Annotated in this window: 9 protein-coding genes and 1 pseudogene; 7 read left to right on the plus strand and 3 right to left on the minus strand. The window is 63.1% G+C overall.

Features of this window, described 5'->3' with window-relative positions; all coding sequences use genetic code 11:
* A pseudogene (locus AC6CDK_RS12730) lies at positions 1 to 249 on the minus strand (thiol:disulfide interchange protein DsbA/DsbL); the annotation flags it as partial.
* A gap of 521 nt (positions 250 to 770) precedes the next feature.
* Here AC6CDK_RS12730 and AC6CDK_RS12735 point away from each other — a divergent pair.
* Complete coding sequence (locus tag AC6CDK_RS12735) at positions 771 to 2,615, plus strand: ATP-binding protein (protein ID WP_226048363.1); 1,845 nt, start codon at positions 771 to 773, stop codon at positions 2,613 to 2,615.
* A gap of 1 nt (position 2,616) precedes the next feature.
* Positions 2,617 to 3,273: a response regulator gene (locus AC6CDK_RS12740; protein WP_039648621.1), complete on the plus strand. Its 657-nt coding sequence runs from the start codon at positions 2,617 to 2,619 to the stop codon at positions 3,271 to 3,273.
* Positions 3,274 to 3,323: 50 nt separating this feature from the next.
* On the opposite strand, the gene AC6CDK_RS12745 is transcribed toward AC6CDK_RS12740, so the two are convergent.
* Positions 3,324 to 4,010, minus strand: a complete 687-nt coding sequence (locus tag AC6CDK_RS12745; protein ID WP_039646340.1) for a DUF554 domain-containing protein — start codon at positions 4,008 to 4,010, stop codon at positions 3,324 to 3,326.
* A 334-nt stretch (positions 4,011 to 4,344) separates the two neighbouring features.
* Between AC6CDK_RS12745 and AC6CDK_RS12750 the strand changes: the two genes are divergently transcribed.
* The 3 genes from AC6CDK_RS12750 to AC6CDK_RS12760 all read left to right on the plus strand — a co-directional run bounded on the left by AC6CDK_RS12750 (position 4,345) and on the right by AC6CDK_RS12760 (position 7,827).
* A complete protein-coding gene (locus AC6CDK_RS12750; protein WP_039646341.1) occupies positions 4,345 to 4,689 on the plus strand; it encodes a hypothetical protein in 345 nt (114 codons plus the stop codon).
* Positions 4,690 to 4,705: 16 nt separating this feature from the next.
* Complete coding sequence (locus tag AC6CDK_RS12755) at positions 4,706 to 5,044, plus strand: hypothetical protein (protein ID WP_226048364.1); 339 nt, start codon at positions 4,706 to 4,708, stop codon at positions 5,042 to 5,044.
* A 239-nt stretch (positions 5,045 to 5,283) separates the two neighbouring features.
* A complete protein-coding gene (locus AC6CDK_RS12760) occupies positions 5,284 to 7,827 on the plus strand; it encodes an MMPL family transporter (protein ID WP_192905520.1) in 2,544 nt (847 codons plus the stop codon).
* Between the two features lie 19 nt (positions 7,828 to 7,846).
* On the opposite strand, the gene AC6CDK_RS12765 is transcribed toward AC6CDK_RS12760, so the two are convergent.
* Entirely contained in the window at positions 7,847 to 7,975 is a 129-nt protein-coding gene (locus AC6CDK_RS12765; protein WP_264158256.1) for a hypothetical protein, read from the minus strand.
* Positions 7,976 to 9,145: 1,170 nt separating this feature from the next.
* Between AC6CDK_RS12765 and AC6CDK_RS12770 the strand changes: the two genes are divergently transcribed.
* Positions 9,146 to 15,721: a fibronectin type III domain-containing protein gene (locus AC6CDK_RS12770; RefSeq protein WP_318842689.1), complete on the plus strand. Its 6,576-nt coding sequence runs from the start codon at positions 9,146 to 9,148 to the stop codon at positions 15,719 to 15,721.
* A gap of 34 nt (positions 15,722 to 15,755) precedes the next feature.
* Positions 15,756 to 16,301: a hypothetical protein gene (locus AC6CDK_RS12775; RefSeq protein ID WP_039646343.1), complete on the plus strand. Its 546-nt coding sequence runs from the start codon at positions 15,756 to 15,758 to the stop codon at positions 16,299 to 16,301.
* Positions 16,302 to 16,627 lie beyond the last annotated feature (326 nt).

Below are 16,627 nucleotides of genomic sequence, written 5' to 3' on the forward strand. Positions count from 1 at the left end.
GTGAAACGGCCTGAATTGAAGATCAGCCGGCAACCGGGGCACCACCTTGGGGGTCACCTGCTTGTCATACTTGTAGCAGAAGGGGCAGTCGTAGCTGAAAACCTTGATCAGGGTGTTCTTCGCGTTGGGAATCGGCTTTTTCAGCGCGACGTAGTCGCTCCCTTCGCTGAAGGCAAAACAGGTGCTGGAAAGAATGGCTACCAGGGCGAGGCTTTTCGCGATAATTTTCGAAATTCTTAATGACACCATCGTTATTCTCCTTAGCAGTTGACGTGTTAACTTCGCGTACGGCTTGGTCCTTTCATTTCATGGGCACCTTCTCCTTTCCCTGCTTTTTTGGCCGCGCACAGCGCAAATGCATCCATTCAGAACATTCCCATTGACAGACGGGGAGACTCTCCCGCGCCGCCAGGTACTGGTAATCAGCAAAAACACCGCTTAAAAACCTCAAATATTACAACTAGGCTTACTTTTAGTCCATATTTACAAAACATTTAAAACTTTACTCCATAAAAGCAGACTATTTTTTTTGAGTCAAGCTTTTTTATCTTTTAATAGAAGGAATATACCAATTGCTCACAAAGGGGCTCCGGGGGCCGGACAAGGCGCCGGCACAGCACGGTAGCCCGACGACGCCGCTGCTACCCGCGAGGGCTTCAATGGATGTACGAGCTACTTTCCGGAATACGGGGGAAAAGGAAACGGGTGGGGGACGGGGTTGTTTTGCTGGTATACTTGAATCGATATGAAGCAGGACTGGAACTATTTCATTGCGCGGCAAAACGCATTTAGTTTATTATTTTGTAACAAATACCTATCCACAAGCACCGGTACAGCTACAGCGGCCAGCCACACATAGGGCAATTCCCCCTTGGAGCCGAATCATGATGAAATTTCTTGAAACAAATAAAAGCCGAATAGTTACGGTCACGTACATTTTCCTGTTCTGTACATTTTTTCTCTTCTCCCTGCTCGTCCTGCAGAAGAAAATGTCGGATTACTATTTTTCCACCAGCAAGACCAATGGCACCTTCAAAAAGATTTACGAGGGCGAGGCAACCTGGCTCAATCAACGCATGAACAATTACCTCAGGTCGATAATTGTCGAGCAAGGGGTAGCCGCCCATGTCGTGGGAAAAGACCGGGAACGCCTGAGCCGCATTTTCGATCCCGTCTTTGCCTCGTTCGGCAAGCGATACGTTCCGGTGATTGCTCTGTTCATTGCCGACACAAAAGGGAACATTATTTACCAGAATCCCGGTTCGGCCCCGGCGCTGCAAACATCCCACCTCGCGTCCCCGGCCATCCGATCGGCACTCGCGTCCGGCAAACCTGTTTACGGGTTTGAAGCGGGACCACTCCCCCTCCACCATTGCGTGGCGGTGCCGGTCATTAACGACAGTGATGGCACCGTTGTCGGCGTCATCAAGGTAGCCACCAGTCCCGCTTATTTTCATTTCACGTACAAGTGGATTTTCGATGACATAAAAACCGTCATCATACAGACGAAAGACGGGTCCGTGTTCATTCCATCCGATCTGCCGCTGCCTGGAGAACCGTCACCCGCCAGCAAAGACAAACGAGAGCAGGACATCGAGTTTTTCAAGCCGATCCTCAATCAGATCGATATGAGTTCCGAGTTTTCGGACCTCAGGGTGAAAGACCGGCATTTTCTGGTCAGCACCTCATCCCGCTTTCTTTCCCCCGAAGGCAAGGAGATGGGGAGAATCCTGGTTGCCTATGACATGACCGATGTCCGGGACAGGCTGTGGAGCGACGTCTATCTCTGGGGGGGCTTCTTTGCCGTGAGCGCAGGGCTCATGTTTTTGATCAACTTCGTCGGCTTCTACAAGTACGAGAGAATCATCACCAACCAGGGAAAGGTCCTGGCCCAGCGCTCAAAGCAGTGCGCCCTGGGAGAAATGTTGGGCTATATCGGCCACCAATGGCGGCAACCGTTGTATACTCTGTCGGTAGTCATCCAGAACATTGAGCTGCAGAGCCAGTTGGGGCAGCTCGACGATGCCCTGCTGAAAAAGCAGGTTACCCTGGCTAACCAGAACATCCAGTATATATCGAGCATTATCGACGACTGGCGCGCCCTGCTGATGTCCGGCAGCAGCCGGCAGGCGATCGACCTGCGGGCGTCGGTTGAGCGGGCCATCGCCATGGTGGCGCCAATAATGGAGATGAACCGGATTACTATCGACAACCAGATCAAAACAACCGTGATGACGTTAGGGTTCGTGAACGACCTGGTGCAACTGACGATCAATGTCCTGTTGAATGCCAGGGACCAGCTATGCATGAAAGATGGCGAGCGGATCATCCAGATATCCTGCCGCGAGGAAAACGGCTCCCTGGTGACCGTAAGATTCCAGGATAATGCCGGCGGGATTCCCAAGCATCTGCTGAAACGTATTTTCGAACCGTATGTCACCACCAAGGACAAGGCGGACGGTACCGGCCTGGGACTTTACTTGTGCCGGCAAATTGCCGAAAACCTTGACAATGGGAAGGTATGGGCCGAGAACGGGCCCTTTGAGTTCCAGGGCACGCGACATGTTGGCGCCTGTATCTGCCTGCAATTTGCCAAAACCACACAAAGGAGCTGATATGGATGTAAATGCCTTGAAGGAAATTACCGTTGTTTTCGTGGATGACGAGGAAGTCGCCCTGGATCAGATCTATATGGTTCTGAGCAGCTTCTGCAAAAAGACCATATGCGTGCGGAACGCAGAACTGGCACTGAAAGCCATCGAGGAGCACCACCCTGAAATAGTCATCACGGATATCCGGATGCCCGGAGCCTCCGGCATCGAATTGCTGGCATCCGTAAAGCAGCAGCACCCCGACATCGCCGTGGTCATCGTCTCGGCCCATTCCGAGTCTGAATACCTGCTTGACGCGTTTCGGCTGAAAGCGGACGGTTACCTGCTCAAGCCGTTCAACTTCCACGACATGCTGGAACTCATCTCCAGCATAGCCACCCAGAAGGTGACCGCCCACAAAGGATCGGCACACGAGCCGGATCAGAGGGAGTTTTTGTTGAAACTGCTCGACACGATCGGCGGAAGGCGGGTTGAGGTCATTGAGTACATTATCAACCACCTCGACGGTGACCTCATTTTCCATGGAACGTATGACGAAGTGGCGGAGGCCCTCAATGCCAGCAAGACCACGGTAGTCAATACGTTTCAGGTCATGCTGGAGAAAAATGTCCTGACCCGCGTGAAGAACGGGGTCTACAAGATGAACATCAGCGCCACCTGAGAGACGTAAAGTGACCGGCTGACGTCACGGCTGCCCCCAGACGCGCCGCCTCACGCCAGCCCGAAGGCCCACGCCAGCCCCACCACCACGAAGACCGACGGCAGCAGGTTGCCGACCGGGATTCTCTTCAGCTCCATCATGTCGAGGGCAATGGCCACGATCAGCAGGCCGCCGGCGGCGTTCATCTCCACGATGACGGGCTCGGTCAGCACCCCCTTGGCCACGTCGGCGGCCAGGGTGATTCCGCCCTGGTAGAGGGCCACGGGCAGCGCGGCGAACAGGACGCCGATGCCGAGGGTGGAGGCCAGGGCAATGGAGGCGACGCCGTCGAGGGCGGCCTTGGCGTAGAGGATGGAGGGCTTGTCGCCGAGGCCGTCCTGGAGCGCGCCCATGATGGCCATGGCGCCGACGCAGTAGAGCAGGCTCGCGGAAACGAACCCCTCGGCGATGTTGCCGGCACTGGAGAAGCGCGCCTGGAGCCAGCGGCCGAAATCCTCCAGCCGGGCCTCGATCTGGAGCATCTCGCCGAGGATGCCGCCGATGATCAGTCCGCCGATCACCAGGAGCGGCTGGCGGCTCTTGAGCGCCAGTTGCAGGCCGATCAGCAGGACGGTCAGCCCCAGCCCAGCCATGACCGTCCGGCGCATCCGGGCGGGGACGAAGCGGCCGGCATAGCGGCCGATCAGGGCGCCGGCGCAGATGGTGGCGACGTTGGCGATGGTTCCGGTGAGGATCATGGGCGTGGCGCTCCTTGCGGGGAAATGCCGCCGTGATAGCACGACAGCCGGCAACTGGCAATGGAAAATACCGCGGCCTCGCCATCCTGAAAACAGGGTGGCACCGGGCGCAATCACCCTCCGCCAATGGCGGGGATGCCATGCGCTACCGCTGGGGGCGACACCGCCGGGCTCGGGGACAAAATTCTTTTTGCGCACGGTAAACCCGTGCCGGAGTCGTGCGTTGTCCACAATGAGCCGGCCATGATCCCCCAAGCCGGGAACCCGGGAGACAACCTGCCCCGCCCGTCGCTCCGTTTGGGGCGTACGTTGCGCCGGGTGACAATCAGGAGCCATGGATACCAACGACACCCAGAAGACACAGTGCGACCTCGGCCTCGAAGAAGACGTGTCCATCCACATCTTCACCGCCTCGGCGGCCATGGTGGGGGTATGCCTCACGGTCATCGGGCTGCTGCGCGTGGTGCTGACCATCCGCGGGGGCGTGACCCTGGCGGATGATATGCTTGCACTCGATGCGTTCCTCTTCCTTGCGTCGTGCATCCTCTCCTATTTCGCGCTTCGCACGCGCAGCTCCCGCAGGATGCATCGCGTGGAGCGCTGGGCCGATACCATCTTCATTACGGGGCTGGTCCTTATGGTGTCCGTGTGTGCCATTATCGTGTATGAAATCGTGTAGATCTTCCGGAGGCGTTATGACGAGAATACTGGCGGTCGCCCTCCTGCTGACAACGGCGTGCGCCCAGGCCGGCGGCGGACGGCTGTCGGCCCCGACAACGGTGGTCCCCTGCTCCGCCCCCTGGAACCAGGCAGTCGAAGAGAGCGTGCCGACCGGCGACGGACAGGGGCACGGCCCGGACCTCGGCTCCGAGGAATGGAAGTCGGCAATCGAGTTCAGGCTGGGGGTCCGGGGCAACCCGAATGTGCCGGACCGTGCCGGCGACGCCTGGTGCGGGTATATCGACCGGCTCGTGCGGGAGCGCGCCCCGGCCCGGGCAACCGCGCCGGAGATGCGCCGCGTCGAGGCGCCCTGACGGGCCTCGGTGACATCATCCCGGGCCGGCACCCGGCGACTGCCGCCGCCACTGCCGACTGAAACGCAGCCCCTCCGCACCGCCCCACCCTTCCCGCTCTCCCTCCTCCGCCCGCGCATGCCCCATTGCACGCCAGTGAATAATGCGCTACGTTAGCCCGACCGGCACGCCACGCCTCACAGCCGGCGCGCCGGGCAGCGCTGCGCTGCCCGCCAATCCCACTCTCGGATACACGGCCAATGATCAAGCTCCTGCTGAACACTGTCGTCCAGACCTCCAACACCCTGGTCCAAAAGCATCTGGAATGGATCTACCGGATTACCACCACGAAGCCGGCGGCGGTCTTCGTCGCCTGCTGCCTGGCGTTCCTGCTCTCGTGCCTGTCGATCGCCAGAATCCACTTCGAGGCCGACATCTTCAAGCTCTTTCCCCAGCGGGGACCGCTCGCCCTGTTCCTGGACACGATGAAATGGACGGGCAGCGCCGGCAATGCCTACTTTCTGCTGGAAGGGGACAAGGAACAGCTCATCACGGAAGCCGAGACCTTTGCCGGCAAGCTGCGCGGGCTTTCCGTAGACGGGACGCCAGCCTTCAGTAACGTCAAATATCGCGTGTTCGACCTGGCCGAGGCCCAGTCGTTCACAACGTTCATGGGCTATGCCGTCACCCGGCCGCAGTTGTTCGTGGCGCCGGAAGACGCCCCGCGCTACCGGCAGTTTCTCGGCCCGGAAGCGGTGGCCGCATCCCTCCGCAAGGCAACGACGGAGCTTGCCGCGCCGGGAAGCCTCGTCGACATCATCGCCGTTGATCCGCTCTACCTGCGCGAGCTGATCCTGCCGCGGCTCAAGAAGGCCTCCCAGGCCCTGGACCTGGACACGACCTCCCCCTATTTCATTTCCCGCGACGGCAAAGTGCTCATCATCATCGCCGAGCCGAGCCGGCCGGTAACGGACATCGCCTTTGCCAGGAAGCTGGTGGCTGCCATCAACCAGGCCCGGGAGGGGGCACCCGTGAAGATATCCGTTGCCGGGGCCCACCTGAGCGCGGTCACCGACGAGGCGATCCTGAAGGAAAACGTCATCGTCGGCGTCCTGTCCTCCCTCGTCATCGTGCTGGGCCTGTTCTATGTCGCCTACCGGAGATTCCTGCCGACCCTGCTGATCCCGCTCATCCTGGTGTACGGCGTGGTGCTGGCGCTCGGCACGGGCGGGCTCGTCTTCCCGACGATCAGCATCATCTCCTTCGCGTTCACCTCGCTCATCATCGGCCTCGGCACCGACTATTCGGTTCACCTGTACGACCGGTTCCATTTCGAGCGGTCCCTTGGCGCATCGTCCGAAGAGGCACTCCGGCTCGCCACGGTGGACACCGGGCACGCCCTTTTCACCGCGGCCATGACCACGGCCTTCCCGTTTCTGTCCCTGGTTGTCTCGGAGGTGAAGATCCTGTCGGAGTTGGGCCTTCTGGTGGGGCTGGGGGTGATCTTCTCGCTCTATGCGACCTACTTTTTCCTGCCGCCGCTGCTTCTGTTCATGGAGAAGCGGTTTCCGCTCAAGGCCTACAAACCGCTGCCCACCTTCGGCATCGGCTTTTTCTGGACGGCCGGGCGCCGCCACTGGCGGACAACCATTGCCCTTTCCTTCGGCGCCGTGCTGTGCCTGCTCGTCTCCGCCACCGGCACGTCCTTCGAGTCGGAGCTGAAAAACCTGCAGCCCCGCTACTCAGAGGCCTTCCTTGCCCAAGAAAAGGTCGAGCAGCACCTGAGCGTGAGCCGCAAGCAACTCATCGTCGCGGTTGAGGGGAACGACCTGGCCGATGTCCTGTCCCGGGGGAGCAGGGTCGATGCCATGGCCCGGGAGTTGTTGCAGCGGGGGGAGCTTGCGTCTTTTTCGTCCATCGGTCAGGTGATCAACGGGGCGGACGACCAGAACGCTGTCATCGCGGAACTGAGGGCGGGCCTCGGCCATGCCCGGCTCGACGCCGACCTGAACGGAGCGCTGAGCCGGCAGGGCTTCGCCGCCGAGCCGTTCGGGCAATACATCCGGGGACTGGCCGGGCTCGCCGAGGCCGAGCCCCTGCCGGTGCGCGAGGGCATCGACCGCCTGTCGGACTCTCCGTTCCGCGGCATTGTCGAGCGGCACCTGATCCGGAGCGAGAGCGGCTATCACCTGCTCTCGTACCTGAACTACAACGGGCCGGAGTTCCGGCAGCAGCCGTTTCTCACCGCGCTGCACAACGACGTGCCCGGGGCGCGGGCGACGAGCGTGGACCTGGTGAGCGGACAACTGCTCGATTCCGTGCGGCGCAGCTTCATGCTGGCACTCATCGTCGGCAGCCTGCTGGTCCTCTCCCTGCTCGTTTCCCACTTCAACAGCCCCCGGGGGATTTTCTATTCCCTGTTTCCGGTCACCTCCGGGGCGATTGCCATGCTCGGCCTCATGGCCCTCACCGGCATGCGGCTCAACTTCATGAACGTGATGGTGCTGGTCACGATCTTCGGCATGGGCAGCGACTACGGCCTGCACGTCGCCCATCGCGTCAGGGGCTGCGCCGAAGAGGAGCTCAAGGGCCGGTTCGTTCAGTCCGGCCGGGCGGTCCTGCTGTCGGGGCTGACGACCATTGCCGGCTTCGGCTCGCTCGCGTTCACCGACTACGGGGCACTGGCCTCCATCGGCTGGGCCACCAACTTCGGCGTGGCCGCCACCGCCCTGTTCACCCTGGCGGGTCTGCCCGCATTCATGTACTACCTGAACACCATCCGGAAACGATCCCCGGCCGGCTAAGGAGCTTCCCCCCGCAGGTTCAGGCAAGCCGGAACGGGCAGATGCCGGACTGCATGCCGTCCGGCATCTGGGACCGGGAACTGGCCACGGTCGCCGTGTCCCGGGTGCCGCGGACCGTACCCTGCACCACCTGCCTGACCTGGTGCACGTTGTTGCTGATTTCGCCGATGGTGGTGTTCTGCCCTTCGGCGGCAGTGGCAATGGCTTCGGCCCGGACGTCAGGCCCCTGGCGGCTGCCTTGGCCATGGCTGCCGGCCTGGTGCCTTCGGCAAGGTATGCCCCATAGCCGTCACGGAATTCCGCAATCTTTTCTTCCCGGGAGAAATCGTGGTGCCCCAGAGGGGCCAGGCGCTCCTTGATCCTGACAGCGGACATACCGAAACTCCGTCTTTTCCCGCCGGGTTGGCGGCATCGGCCAACGCCAGCACGTGGACGGTCGCCAGGCGTATTTCCAAAAAGTCGCTTTTCACCGCCGCCAGGGCAGCCACGGACTCCTGCTCCCCGTAGACCTCACCGGGGCTCCTTCCCATGCTCCTCATCCCGCCGGTCCCCAACAGCCCGACCGATGCAACAAGCCAGGATCAGCGTCAAAATTTTGTACTCCGCCTTAAGGCTTTGCCCTGTCAATTTCTGCACCCTCCTGTTGTGGAAACATATGCATGCTGCCGAGTGTCCAACATCCCAGGAACTTTCCTCTATGCATCAAGCAACACCCATGGGTGCCAGGAATTTCCCTGTACATATCGGGGGGCTTCAATTTATCTAGTATGTTGTTCGCATAGTTGCCCGATTGTTCTGACACAGATTTTCCACTTTTCCATTCCAGCATGTTCCATACGGCCACTTCAATGGAACGAATTTTTCGTACATGCAAATCCGCACATAAAGCAGATCGGTCCGTGTAGCCGCGAATCACTATTCCGGTTCGCGCCCCCCAAACCGGGTCGGAGTGGTGAGTTTCGCCGCTCCATTCCGGTTGAACAGGGGGGGCACCCACACGCGGATCGGGCATTTCCGGTCAATCCCGGGTCTCCGCGTGCTGCCGGGCGCCTCACACGGGCGCAAATCAGCGCACATTAAAAACAATGTCATTAATAAATTTTGGCAAGAAGTATGCAAAAACGTCGTGAGCAGGCCGGCACATCTCGGCGGCGTCAGGAGATCCCCGCCGGCACCGTTCACATGAGACACCCTCGATGTCCGGCCGGCAGCCAACCGTGCGTTCGGCCCGGAAAAACGCATGTTCCGTTGTTATCTGCTCAAAACACCTACAGATGTTACGTGGCGTGAGGGCATCGTTGTCCAAGGAGGAAACATCGTGCACAACCCGTTCAGTCTTTCGCTATTCAACATGTACTTCATGCAGGCATTCGGCCGCCTCGCGGGCCGCTGCCGCCCCATGGGCACCCTCGGGGCGGCACTGGGAGTGATCCTTTCGCTCATGGTCATCCTTGGCGGCACCGCCCAGGCAGCCATCACGGCCCGGATCACCATGACCACCTACCCGGAGTTCGCCTCGCAGAACGCGACCCCGGGCCATATCACCTTCATGCGGGCGTCCATCCCCAATGCGGGGAATAACTATGATGCCGCCGTGGCCTGGCAGGACATCACCGGCAACGTCACCAACCTGGCGGTGAACCTGGGGACGACCCCCGGCTACTTCACCATGGGGTTCAACAACAATTCCTACATGAGCGCCGCATCATGCACCAGCAACGTGGACTTCTCCACATCGTCGGCCTACATGACCGACGGCGGTTCCTTCGACGTGCTCATCACCTGCACCGTGCCCGACACCACGCCGCCGACCCCCCAGAGCGCCGCCACCAATGCCGCGGGCACCACGGTCACCATCACCTTTGACGAGAGCATCGAGGCCAGTGACGGGTGGGCTTCCACGTCCGACTTCACCGTCACCGTCAATTCCGCGCCGGTCACTGTCAGCGGCCTGAGCTTCAGCGGCGCGTCCGTGACCCTGACCCTGGCAACGCCGGTCAGCATCGGCCAGACCGTGAAGGTGGGCTTCGACGACAGCAACATGGGCCTCGTCGACGATGCCTGGAACCAAGTGGCTTCCTTCTCAAACCTTGCCGTGACCAACAATTCAACGGTGTCCTTCAACGCCGCCCCGACCTTTGTGGGCGCGACCACGACGCTGACCGTTAACGCCAACTCCGGCGCCGCGGATATCAAGGGACTGCTGCACGCCAGCGACAGCGACACCGGCCAGACCCTGACCTGGTCGCAAAACACGGCGCCGAGCCACGGCTCCCTCAGCTTCGCAGGTGCAACGGCGTCGTCCGGCTCCACGGACATCACCCCCGGCGGCACCATCACCTACACGCCCGCTACCAATTACGCCGGCAGCGACAGTTTTGCCGTCAGGGTCAGCGACGGCACTGACACGGCTACCCGGACGATCACGGTGACGGTCAATGCCGTGGTCCCGGGCGCACCGACCATCGGCACCGCCACGGCCGGCGACACCCAGGTCTCGGTCGCCTTCACCGCCCCGGCCAGCACCGGCGGCGCCATCACCGGCTACACGGCCACGGCCAGCCCCGGCGGCAGAACCGGCACCTGCGCCGCATCCCCCTGTATCGTCACCGGCCTGACCAACGGCACTGCCTACACCTTCACCGTCACCGCCACCAACAGCGCCGGCACCGGCAGCGCTTCGGCAGCATCCAACAGCGTCACCCCCAAGGCCGCCCAGACCATCACCTTTTCTAATCCCGGCGGACAGAACTTCGGCGCCACCCCGACCCTGACCGCCACCGCCACCTCCGGGCTGACGGTCACCTTCAGTTCGTCGACCACCGGGGTCTGCACCATCACCAGCGGCGGCGCGCTCAGCTTCCTCACTGCCGGCACCTGTACCATCAATGCCGATCAGGCCGGAAACGGCGCGTTCCTGGCCGCGTCGACGGTCAGCCGGTCATTCGCCGTGAATGCCGTGGTCCCGGGTGCACCGACCAGCGTCACTGCCACGGCCGGCAACGGCCAGGTCTCGATCACCTTCACCGCCCCGGCCAGCACCGGCGGCGCCGCCATCAACGGCTACACGGCGACCAGCAATCCGGGCGGCATCACCGGCACCTGTGCCGCCTCACCCTGCACCGTCACCGGTCTGACCAACGGCACCGCCTACACCTTCACCGTCACCGCCACCAACAGCGCCGGCACCGGCAGCGCTTCGGCCGCCTCCAACAGCGTTACCCCAAAGGTCGCCCAGACTATCACCTTCGCCAATCCCGGCGCCCAGAACTTCGGCACCACCCCGACCCTGACCGCCACCGCCACCTCCGGGCTGACGGTCAGCTTCAGCTCAGCGACCACCGGGGTCTGCACCGTCACCAGCGGCGGCGCGCTAAGCTTCCTCGCTACCGGCACCTGTACCATCAGTGCCGATCAAGCGGGCGACGGCTCCTATCTGGCAGCGGCGACGGTCAGCCGGTCATTCGCCGTGAACGCAGTAGTGCCGGGCGCGCCGACCGGCGTCACCGCCTCCCCCGACGACGGCCAGGCCAGCGTGACCTTCTTCGCCCCGGCCAGCACCGGCGGCGCCGCCATCACCGGCTACACGGCGACCAGCAACCCGGGCGGCATCACCGGCACCTGTGCCACCTCGCCCTGCCTCATCACCGGCCTCACCAACGGCGTCGCCTACACCTTCACCGTTACCGCCACCAACGGCGTCGGGACGAGTCCAGCCTCTACCGCTTCCAACAGCGTTACCCCCACCCCGGGACCAACGGTGATCAGCGTCGCCGTGCCGGCGAACGGCAGCTACGGAACCGGCAGCACCCTCGACTTCACCGTCACCTGGGACAGCCCCGCCACCGTCACCGGCACGCCGCGCATTGCCCTGACGATCGGGGGCACCACCGTCTACGCCGATTACGTCAGCAGCCCCACCGTTACCACCAGTCTGTTCCGTTACGTCGTCACGGCAGGGAAAAACGACACCGACGGCATCACCATCGGTGCCCTCACCCTCAATGGCGGCTCGATCCGGAACGACAGCGGCGTCAATGCCACCCTTACCCTCAACAGCGTTGGCTCGACTGCCGGCGTCCTGGTCGACACCACCTCTCCCGTGGTCAGTTCGGTCACTGTCCCCGGCAACGGCATCTACCCTGCCGGCCAACACCTGGACTTCACGGTCAGCTTCAGCGAGAACGTCACGGTCACCGGCACCGATTCCACCCTCGGGCTGACCATCGGCGCTACCCCCCGGACCGCCGCCTACCTGGCGAAGACGGCCACCGCCATCACCTATCGCTACACGGTGCAAAGCGGCGATCTCGACAGCGACGGCATCGCCGTCGGCGGCCTGACCCTGAACGGCAGCACGGTCATCGATGTCGCCGGTAACGGCGCCAACCTGTCCCTCAATGGCGTCGGCGCCACGGCCGGGGTGTTGGTGGATACCGAGCAACCGGCTGTCACCGCCTTCACCGTTGCCACGCGTGCTGCCGGTCTCACCGTGCCCATCGCGTCGTTTACCGCTGCCGACGGCAGCGGCTCAGGGGTCGCCGGCTACCTGATCACCAGCTCCGACACCCCTCCCCCGGCCGGAGATCCGGGCTGGTCAGTTCTCGCGCCGACAACCTACGCCGTTGCCGCTACCGGCACCTACACCCTCTATCCCTGGGTCAAGGACGCGGCGGGCAATGTGTCGGCCGTTCATGGCGCGCCGACAACGGTGGGGGTCTACCCGGTGCTGTACGCGGTGCCGGGCGGCCGGGAGAGCGGCTTCTGCGAAAGCTGGGCAAACGCCTGCGAACTGCGCTACGCCCTGGCCAACGCGGTGAACGGGCAGGATATCTGGGCGGCGGCCGGCACCTACAGGCCAACCGCCGGCACGGACCGCAGCGCTACCTTCCAGCTCATATCGGGGGTGGCGCTGTATGGCGGCTTTGCCGGAACGGAAACCGCTCGTGCAGAACGTAATTTCAGGGCCAACGTAACGATCCTGAGCGGTGACCTGGGCGCCCAGGGCGCCGCCGGCGACAACTCCTACCATGTGGTCACCGGCGCGGACAGCGCTACCCTGGACGGCTTTACCATCAGCGGCGGCAACGCCAACGGCAATTTGCAGAACGGCTACGGCGGCGGGATGTACAACGACTACATCAACAGCCCGATTGTCGCCAACTGCATCTTCACCGGAAACTATGCCGGCCTGGGCGGCGGGATGTTCAATTTCGGCTCCAGCCCGACCGTCACCAACTGTTCATTCAGCGGCAACACCGCCATTTCCTACGGCGGCGGGATGTACAACAACACCGCCAACCCGGTGCTGACCGACTGCACCTTCAGCAACAATCACTCCTCCGCCTATGGCGGCGGGATGATAAACGGCGTCCTCAGCACCCCGACGCTGACCAACTGTACCTTCAGCGGCAATTCCGCGAACATTTCGGGCGGCGGGATCTACAACAATTTCGGGAACCCGTCAGTGGCGAACTGCACCTTCAGCGGCAATTCCGCCGGCACCTCGGGCGGCGGGATGTACAACACCAACAACAGCCCGGTTATTCGCAACAGTATCTTCTGGGGCAACAGCAACGGCGAAATCTCCGACAATGCCAGCACCCCCACCGTCTCGGACAGTGTGGTGCAGGGCGGATATCCGGGCGGCAGCAACATTATCGCCGCTGACCCGCTGCTCGCCCCGCTGGCCGACAATGGCGGCACCACCCGGACCATGGCGCTCCTGTCCGGCAGTCCGGCCATCGGTGCCGGCAATTGCAGCGCCGGCCCGGCTGCCGACCAGCGCGGCATGACCAGGCCCCAGGATGCCACCTGCGACATGGGCGCCTTTGAGCGGGGTGTGCCGGCCGCCGTTGCCGCAGTAGACGGAGCCGGCCAGTCAGCCGCGGTCAACACCCCCTTTGCCGCGCCATTGCGGCTCAAGGTTACCGACTCCCTCGGCGCGGTCCTTGACGGGATCAGCGTCGCTTTTGCCGGATCGGGTTCCGGCGCCGGCATTGCGGCCGGCGGCTCGGCCACGACCAACCCCGCGGGCATCGCTTCCTTCACTGCCACGGCTAACGGCACTGTCGGTTCCTACTCGGTAACCGCCACGGTCAGCAGTCTTACCGCCGGCTACCCCCTGACCAACATCAAGGGCGACCAGGCCATCACCTTCAATCCCCCCGCCACAGTCACCTTCGGTGATGCTCCCATTACCCTCTCCGCCACCGGCGGGGCCTCGGGCAATCCGGTCACGTTCGCCGTCACCAGCGGCCCGGGCAGCCTCTCCGGCACCACCCTGACCATCACCGGCGTCGGCAGCATCGCCGTCACCGCCTCCCAAGCGGGGAACACCAACTACAACGCCGCCCCCGACGCCCAGCGGACCATCACCGTCGGCAAGGCCGGTCAGTCCATCGCCTTCGGCGCCGCGCCCACGGTCGTGGTCAACGGCACCGGCACGGTCAGCGCCACTGCCGCCTCGGGGCTCGCGGTCAGCTTCACGTCCACCACCCCGGCGGTCTGCTCGGTAACCGGCTCCACCGTTGCCGGCCTGACCGCGGGTTCCTGCACCATCGCCGCCAATCAGGCGGGCAACGCCAGCTATAACCCGGCACCCCAGGTCACCCAAACCTTCGCCATCGGCAAGGCGAGCCAGTCCATCGCCTTCGGCGCCGTGCCGTCGCTCACGGTTGGTGGCACCGCCACGCTCAGCGCCACAGCGACCTCGGGCCTGCCCGTGGCCTTCACCTCCGCCACCCCGACGGTCTGCTCGGTGACCGGCTCCACCGTCACCGGCAAGGCCCTCGGCACCTGCTCCATCACCGCCAGCCAGCCGGGCGACGCCAACTATAACGCGGCGCCCCAGGCAACCCAGGGCATCACCGTGGTCTACGGCACCACCCCGCCGATGATGGCGCTTTCCATCCTGTCCGACAACGCCGTGACCACCGATACCACCCAGAACATCTGCGGCATTGCCACCGATCCGGCCGGCATCCGCTCGGTCACGGTCAACGACGAAGAGGTCAGCGTCAATCCCGACGGCAGCTTCAGCTATCCGGTGCAACTGGTTGCCATGGCCAACCCGGTCAGGATCGTGGCCACCAATAATGCCGGCATCAGCAGCGCAGTCACCAGGACCATCAACCTCGACGCCTCGGCGCCCAGACTGACGGTCGCTTCCCCCGACGACAACGCCGTCACCTGGCAGCAACACATCACCGTGGGCGGCTCCGTCACCCCCCTCGACCCGACCACGGTCGTCAGTTGGTCGGTCAACGGTTCGGCGCCCCAGGTCGCCGCGATCTCCGGCGCGGACTACTCCTTCGTCGCCAACCTGCGGGAGGGTATGAACACCATCCTGATCACCGCCGCCAATGCCGCCGGCCAGACCGTCGAGGCCAAGCGGACCGTCACCAGCGCCTCGCTCTTCTCCCTGGCCATCACCGACCCGGCCGCAGACATCCGCACGGCTCTCGGCACCTATACGCTGACCGGCCAGGTGGCCGACAACACCAGCCCGGTCGCCGTCACCGTGACCATGGATGGACACAGCTACTCCCCGGCGGTGGTCAATGGCGCCTTCCGGCAGCAGCTCACCTTCAGCGAGGACAAGGTCTACCAGGTGGCGGTCACCGGGGTCGACCAGAACAGCAACACCTTGACCGTGCAGCGCAACATCATCTACACCCAGCCGTCGGCAACCGGGACCACCGGCGCCGGGGTCACCATCGTCGATGCCCTGCAGGCACTGCGGATGACGGTGGGCATCATCAGGCCGGACAACAGCCAGATCGCCCGGCTGGACGTGGCGCCGATGGTCAACGGCGTCTCCGTGGGTGACGGCAGGATCGACATCATGGATGTCATCGTCATTCTGCGGATGGCTATGGGCATGATTCACTGACACGCGATACGGCACACTACCGAAGGAGGATAGCATGAGAAGAACACGGTACCTGATTGGCATAATCCTGACCGCAATCTCCCTGGCCGGCTGCGGCGACGACAAGAACGACAGCGGCACGGCCGGCGGCGAGTACGTTTTTCCGGCCGGAACGGCAACCCTGGCCTTCACTGCCATGAGCACGGCCCAGCTTTCGGTCCCTGTCAGCGGCATTGAGCTTACCCTGGCCCTGCCGGCCGGCATGGGCGTCACCACGACCACCGGCGGCACGGGTCAGATCGTCAACTCCACGCTGACGCCGGGCAGCGCCCTGAGCGGGACCAACCTGGCCTACGGCAACTACTCGGCCTCCACGCGGAAGGCCTACCTCTCCATGGCCACCACCAGCTCCAGCTATCGTTCGGGCGAATTCCTGCGGCTGGCCTGCACCGTGGACACAGGGACGAGCATCACCCTGAGCGGGCTGCGGGCGCTCAACACGCCGGTGACCCTGGTCAGGGCGGTGGGCTACGATGCCATCACCAACAGCACGGTGGACCTGACCCACACGCTCGCGGTGACCCTCGACGCCGTGAGGTAAGAGGCGGGAAGCAGGAGGCCGTTGCGCCGCCAGACAGAAAACGCCGTCTGCCGAATATCGGGCAGACGGCATGGACCCGGTGGTCGATCATCAGCAGGGCCTGGAACGGAACCATTACCTCGTAATCTTCCACGTAATCACCCACCAGCATCAGGATCTTCTTCGTTGCCATGAATTCGCCCCGTGTCCGGCAGTGCGCCGGCCGGCGCGCACCGGCCATGGCTCAAGCCCGCCACGCCTTTCCGGCCGTTCAGGGAAGCACGGGTGTTGCACCATGACGGGAACAGGATGGTGACAGGCGGCAATGCGGCTGCTAGCATAGAAGA

This window comes from Geobacter sp. PheSNFMC, from assembly GCF_059620965.1.

What these genes read in the sequence shown, in the direction of transcription:
- AC6CDK_RS12760 (WP_192905520.1), top strand. Translation starts at nt 5,284, where the DNA reads ATGATCAAGCTCCTGCTGAACACTGTCGTCCAGACCTCCAACACCCTG.
- AC6CDK_RS12750 (WP_039646341.1), top strand. Translation starts at nt 4,345, where the DNA reads ATGGATACCAACGACACCCAGAAGACACAGTGCGACCTCGGCCTCGAA.
- AC6CDK_RS12745 (WP_039646340.1), bottom strand. Translation starts at nt 4,010, where the DNA reads ATGATCCTCACCGGAACCATCGCCAACGTCGCCACCATCTGCGCCGGC.
- AC6CDK_RS12775 (WP_039646343.1), top strand. Translation starts at nt 15,756, where the DNA reads ATGAGAAGAACACGGTACCTGATTGGCATAATCCTGACCGCAATCTCC.
- AC6CDK_RS12740 (WP_039648621.1), top strand. Translation starts at nt 2,617, where the DNA reads ATGGATGTAAATGCCTTGAAGGAAATTACCGTTGTTTTCGTGGATGAC.
- AC6CDK_RS12755 (WP_226048364.1), top strand. Translation starts at nt 4,706, where the DNA reads ATGACGAGAATACTGGCGGTCGCCCTCCTGCTGACAACGGCGTGCGCC.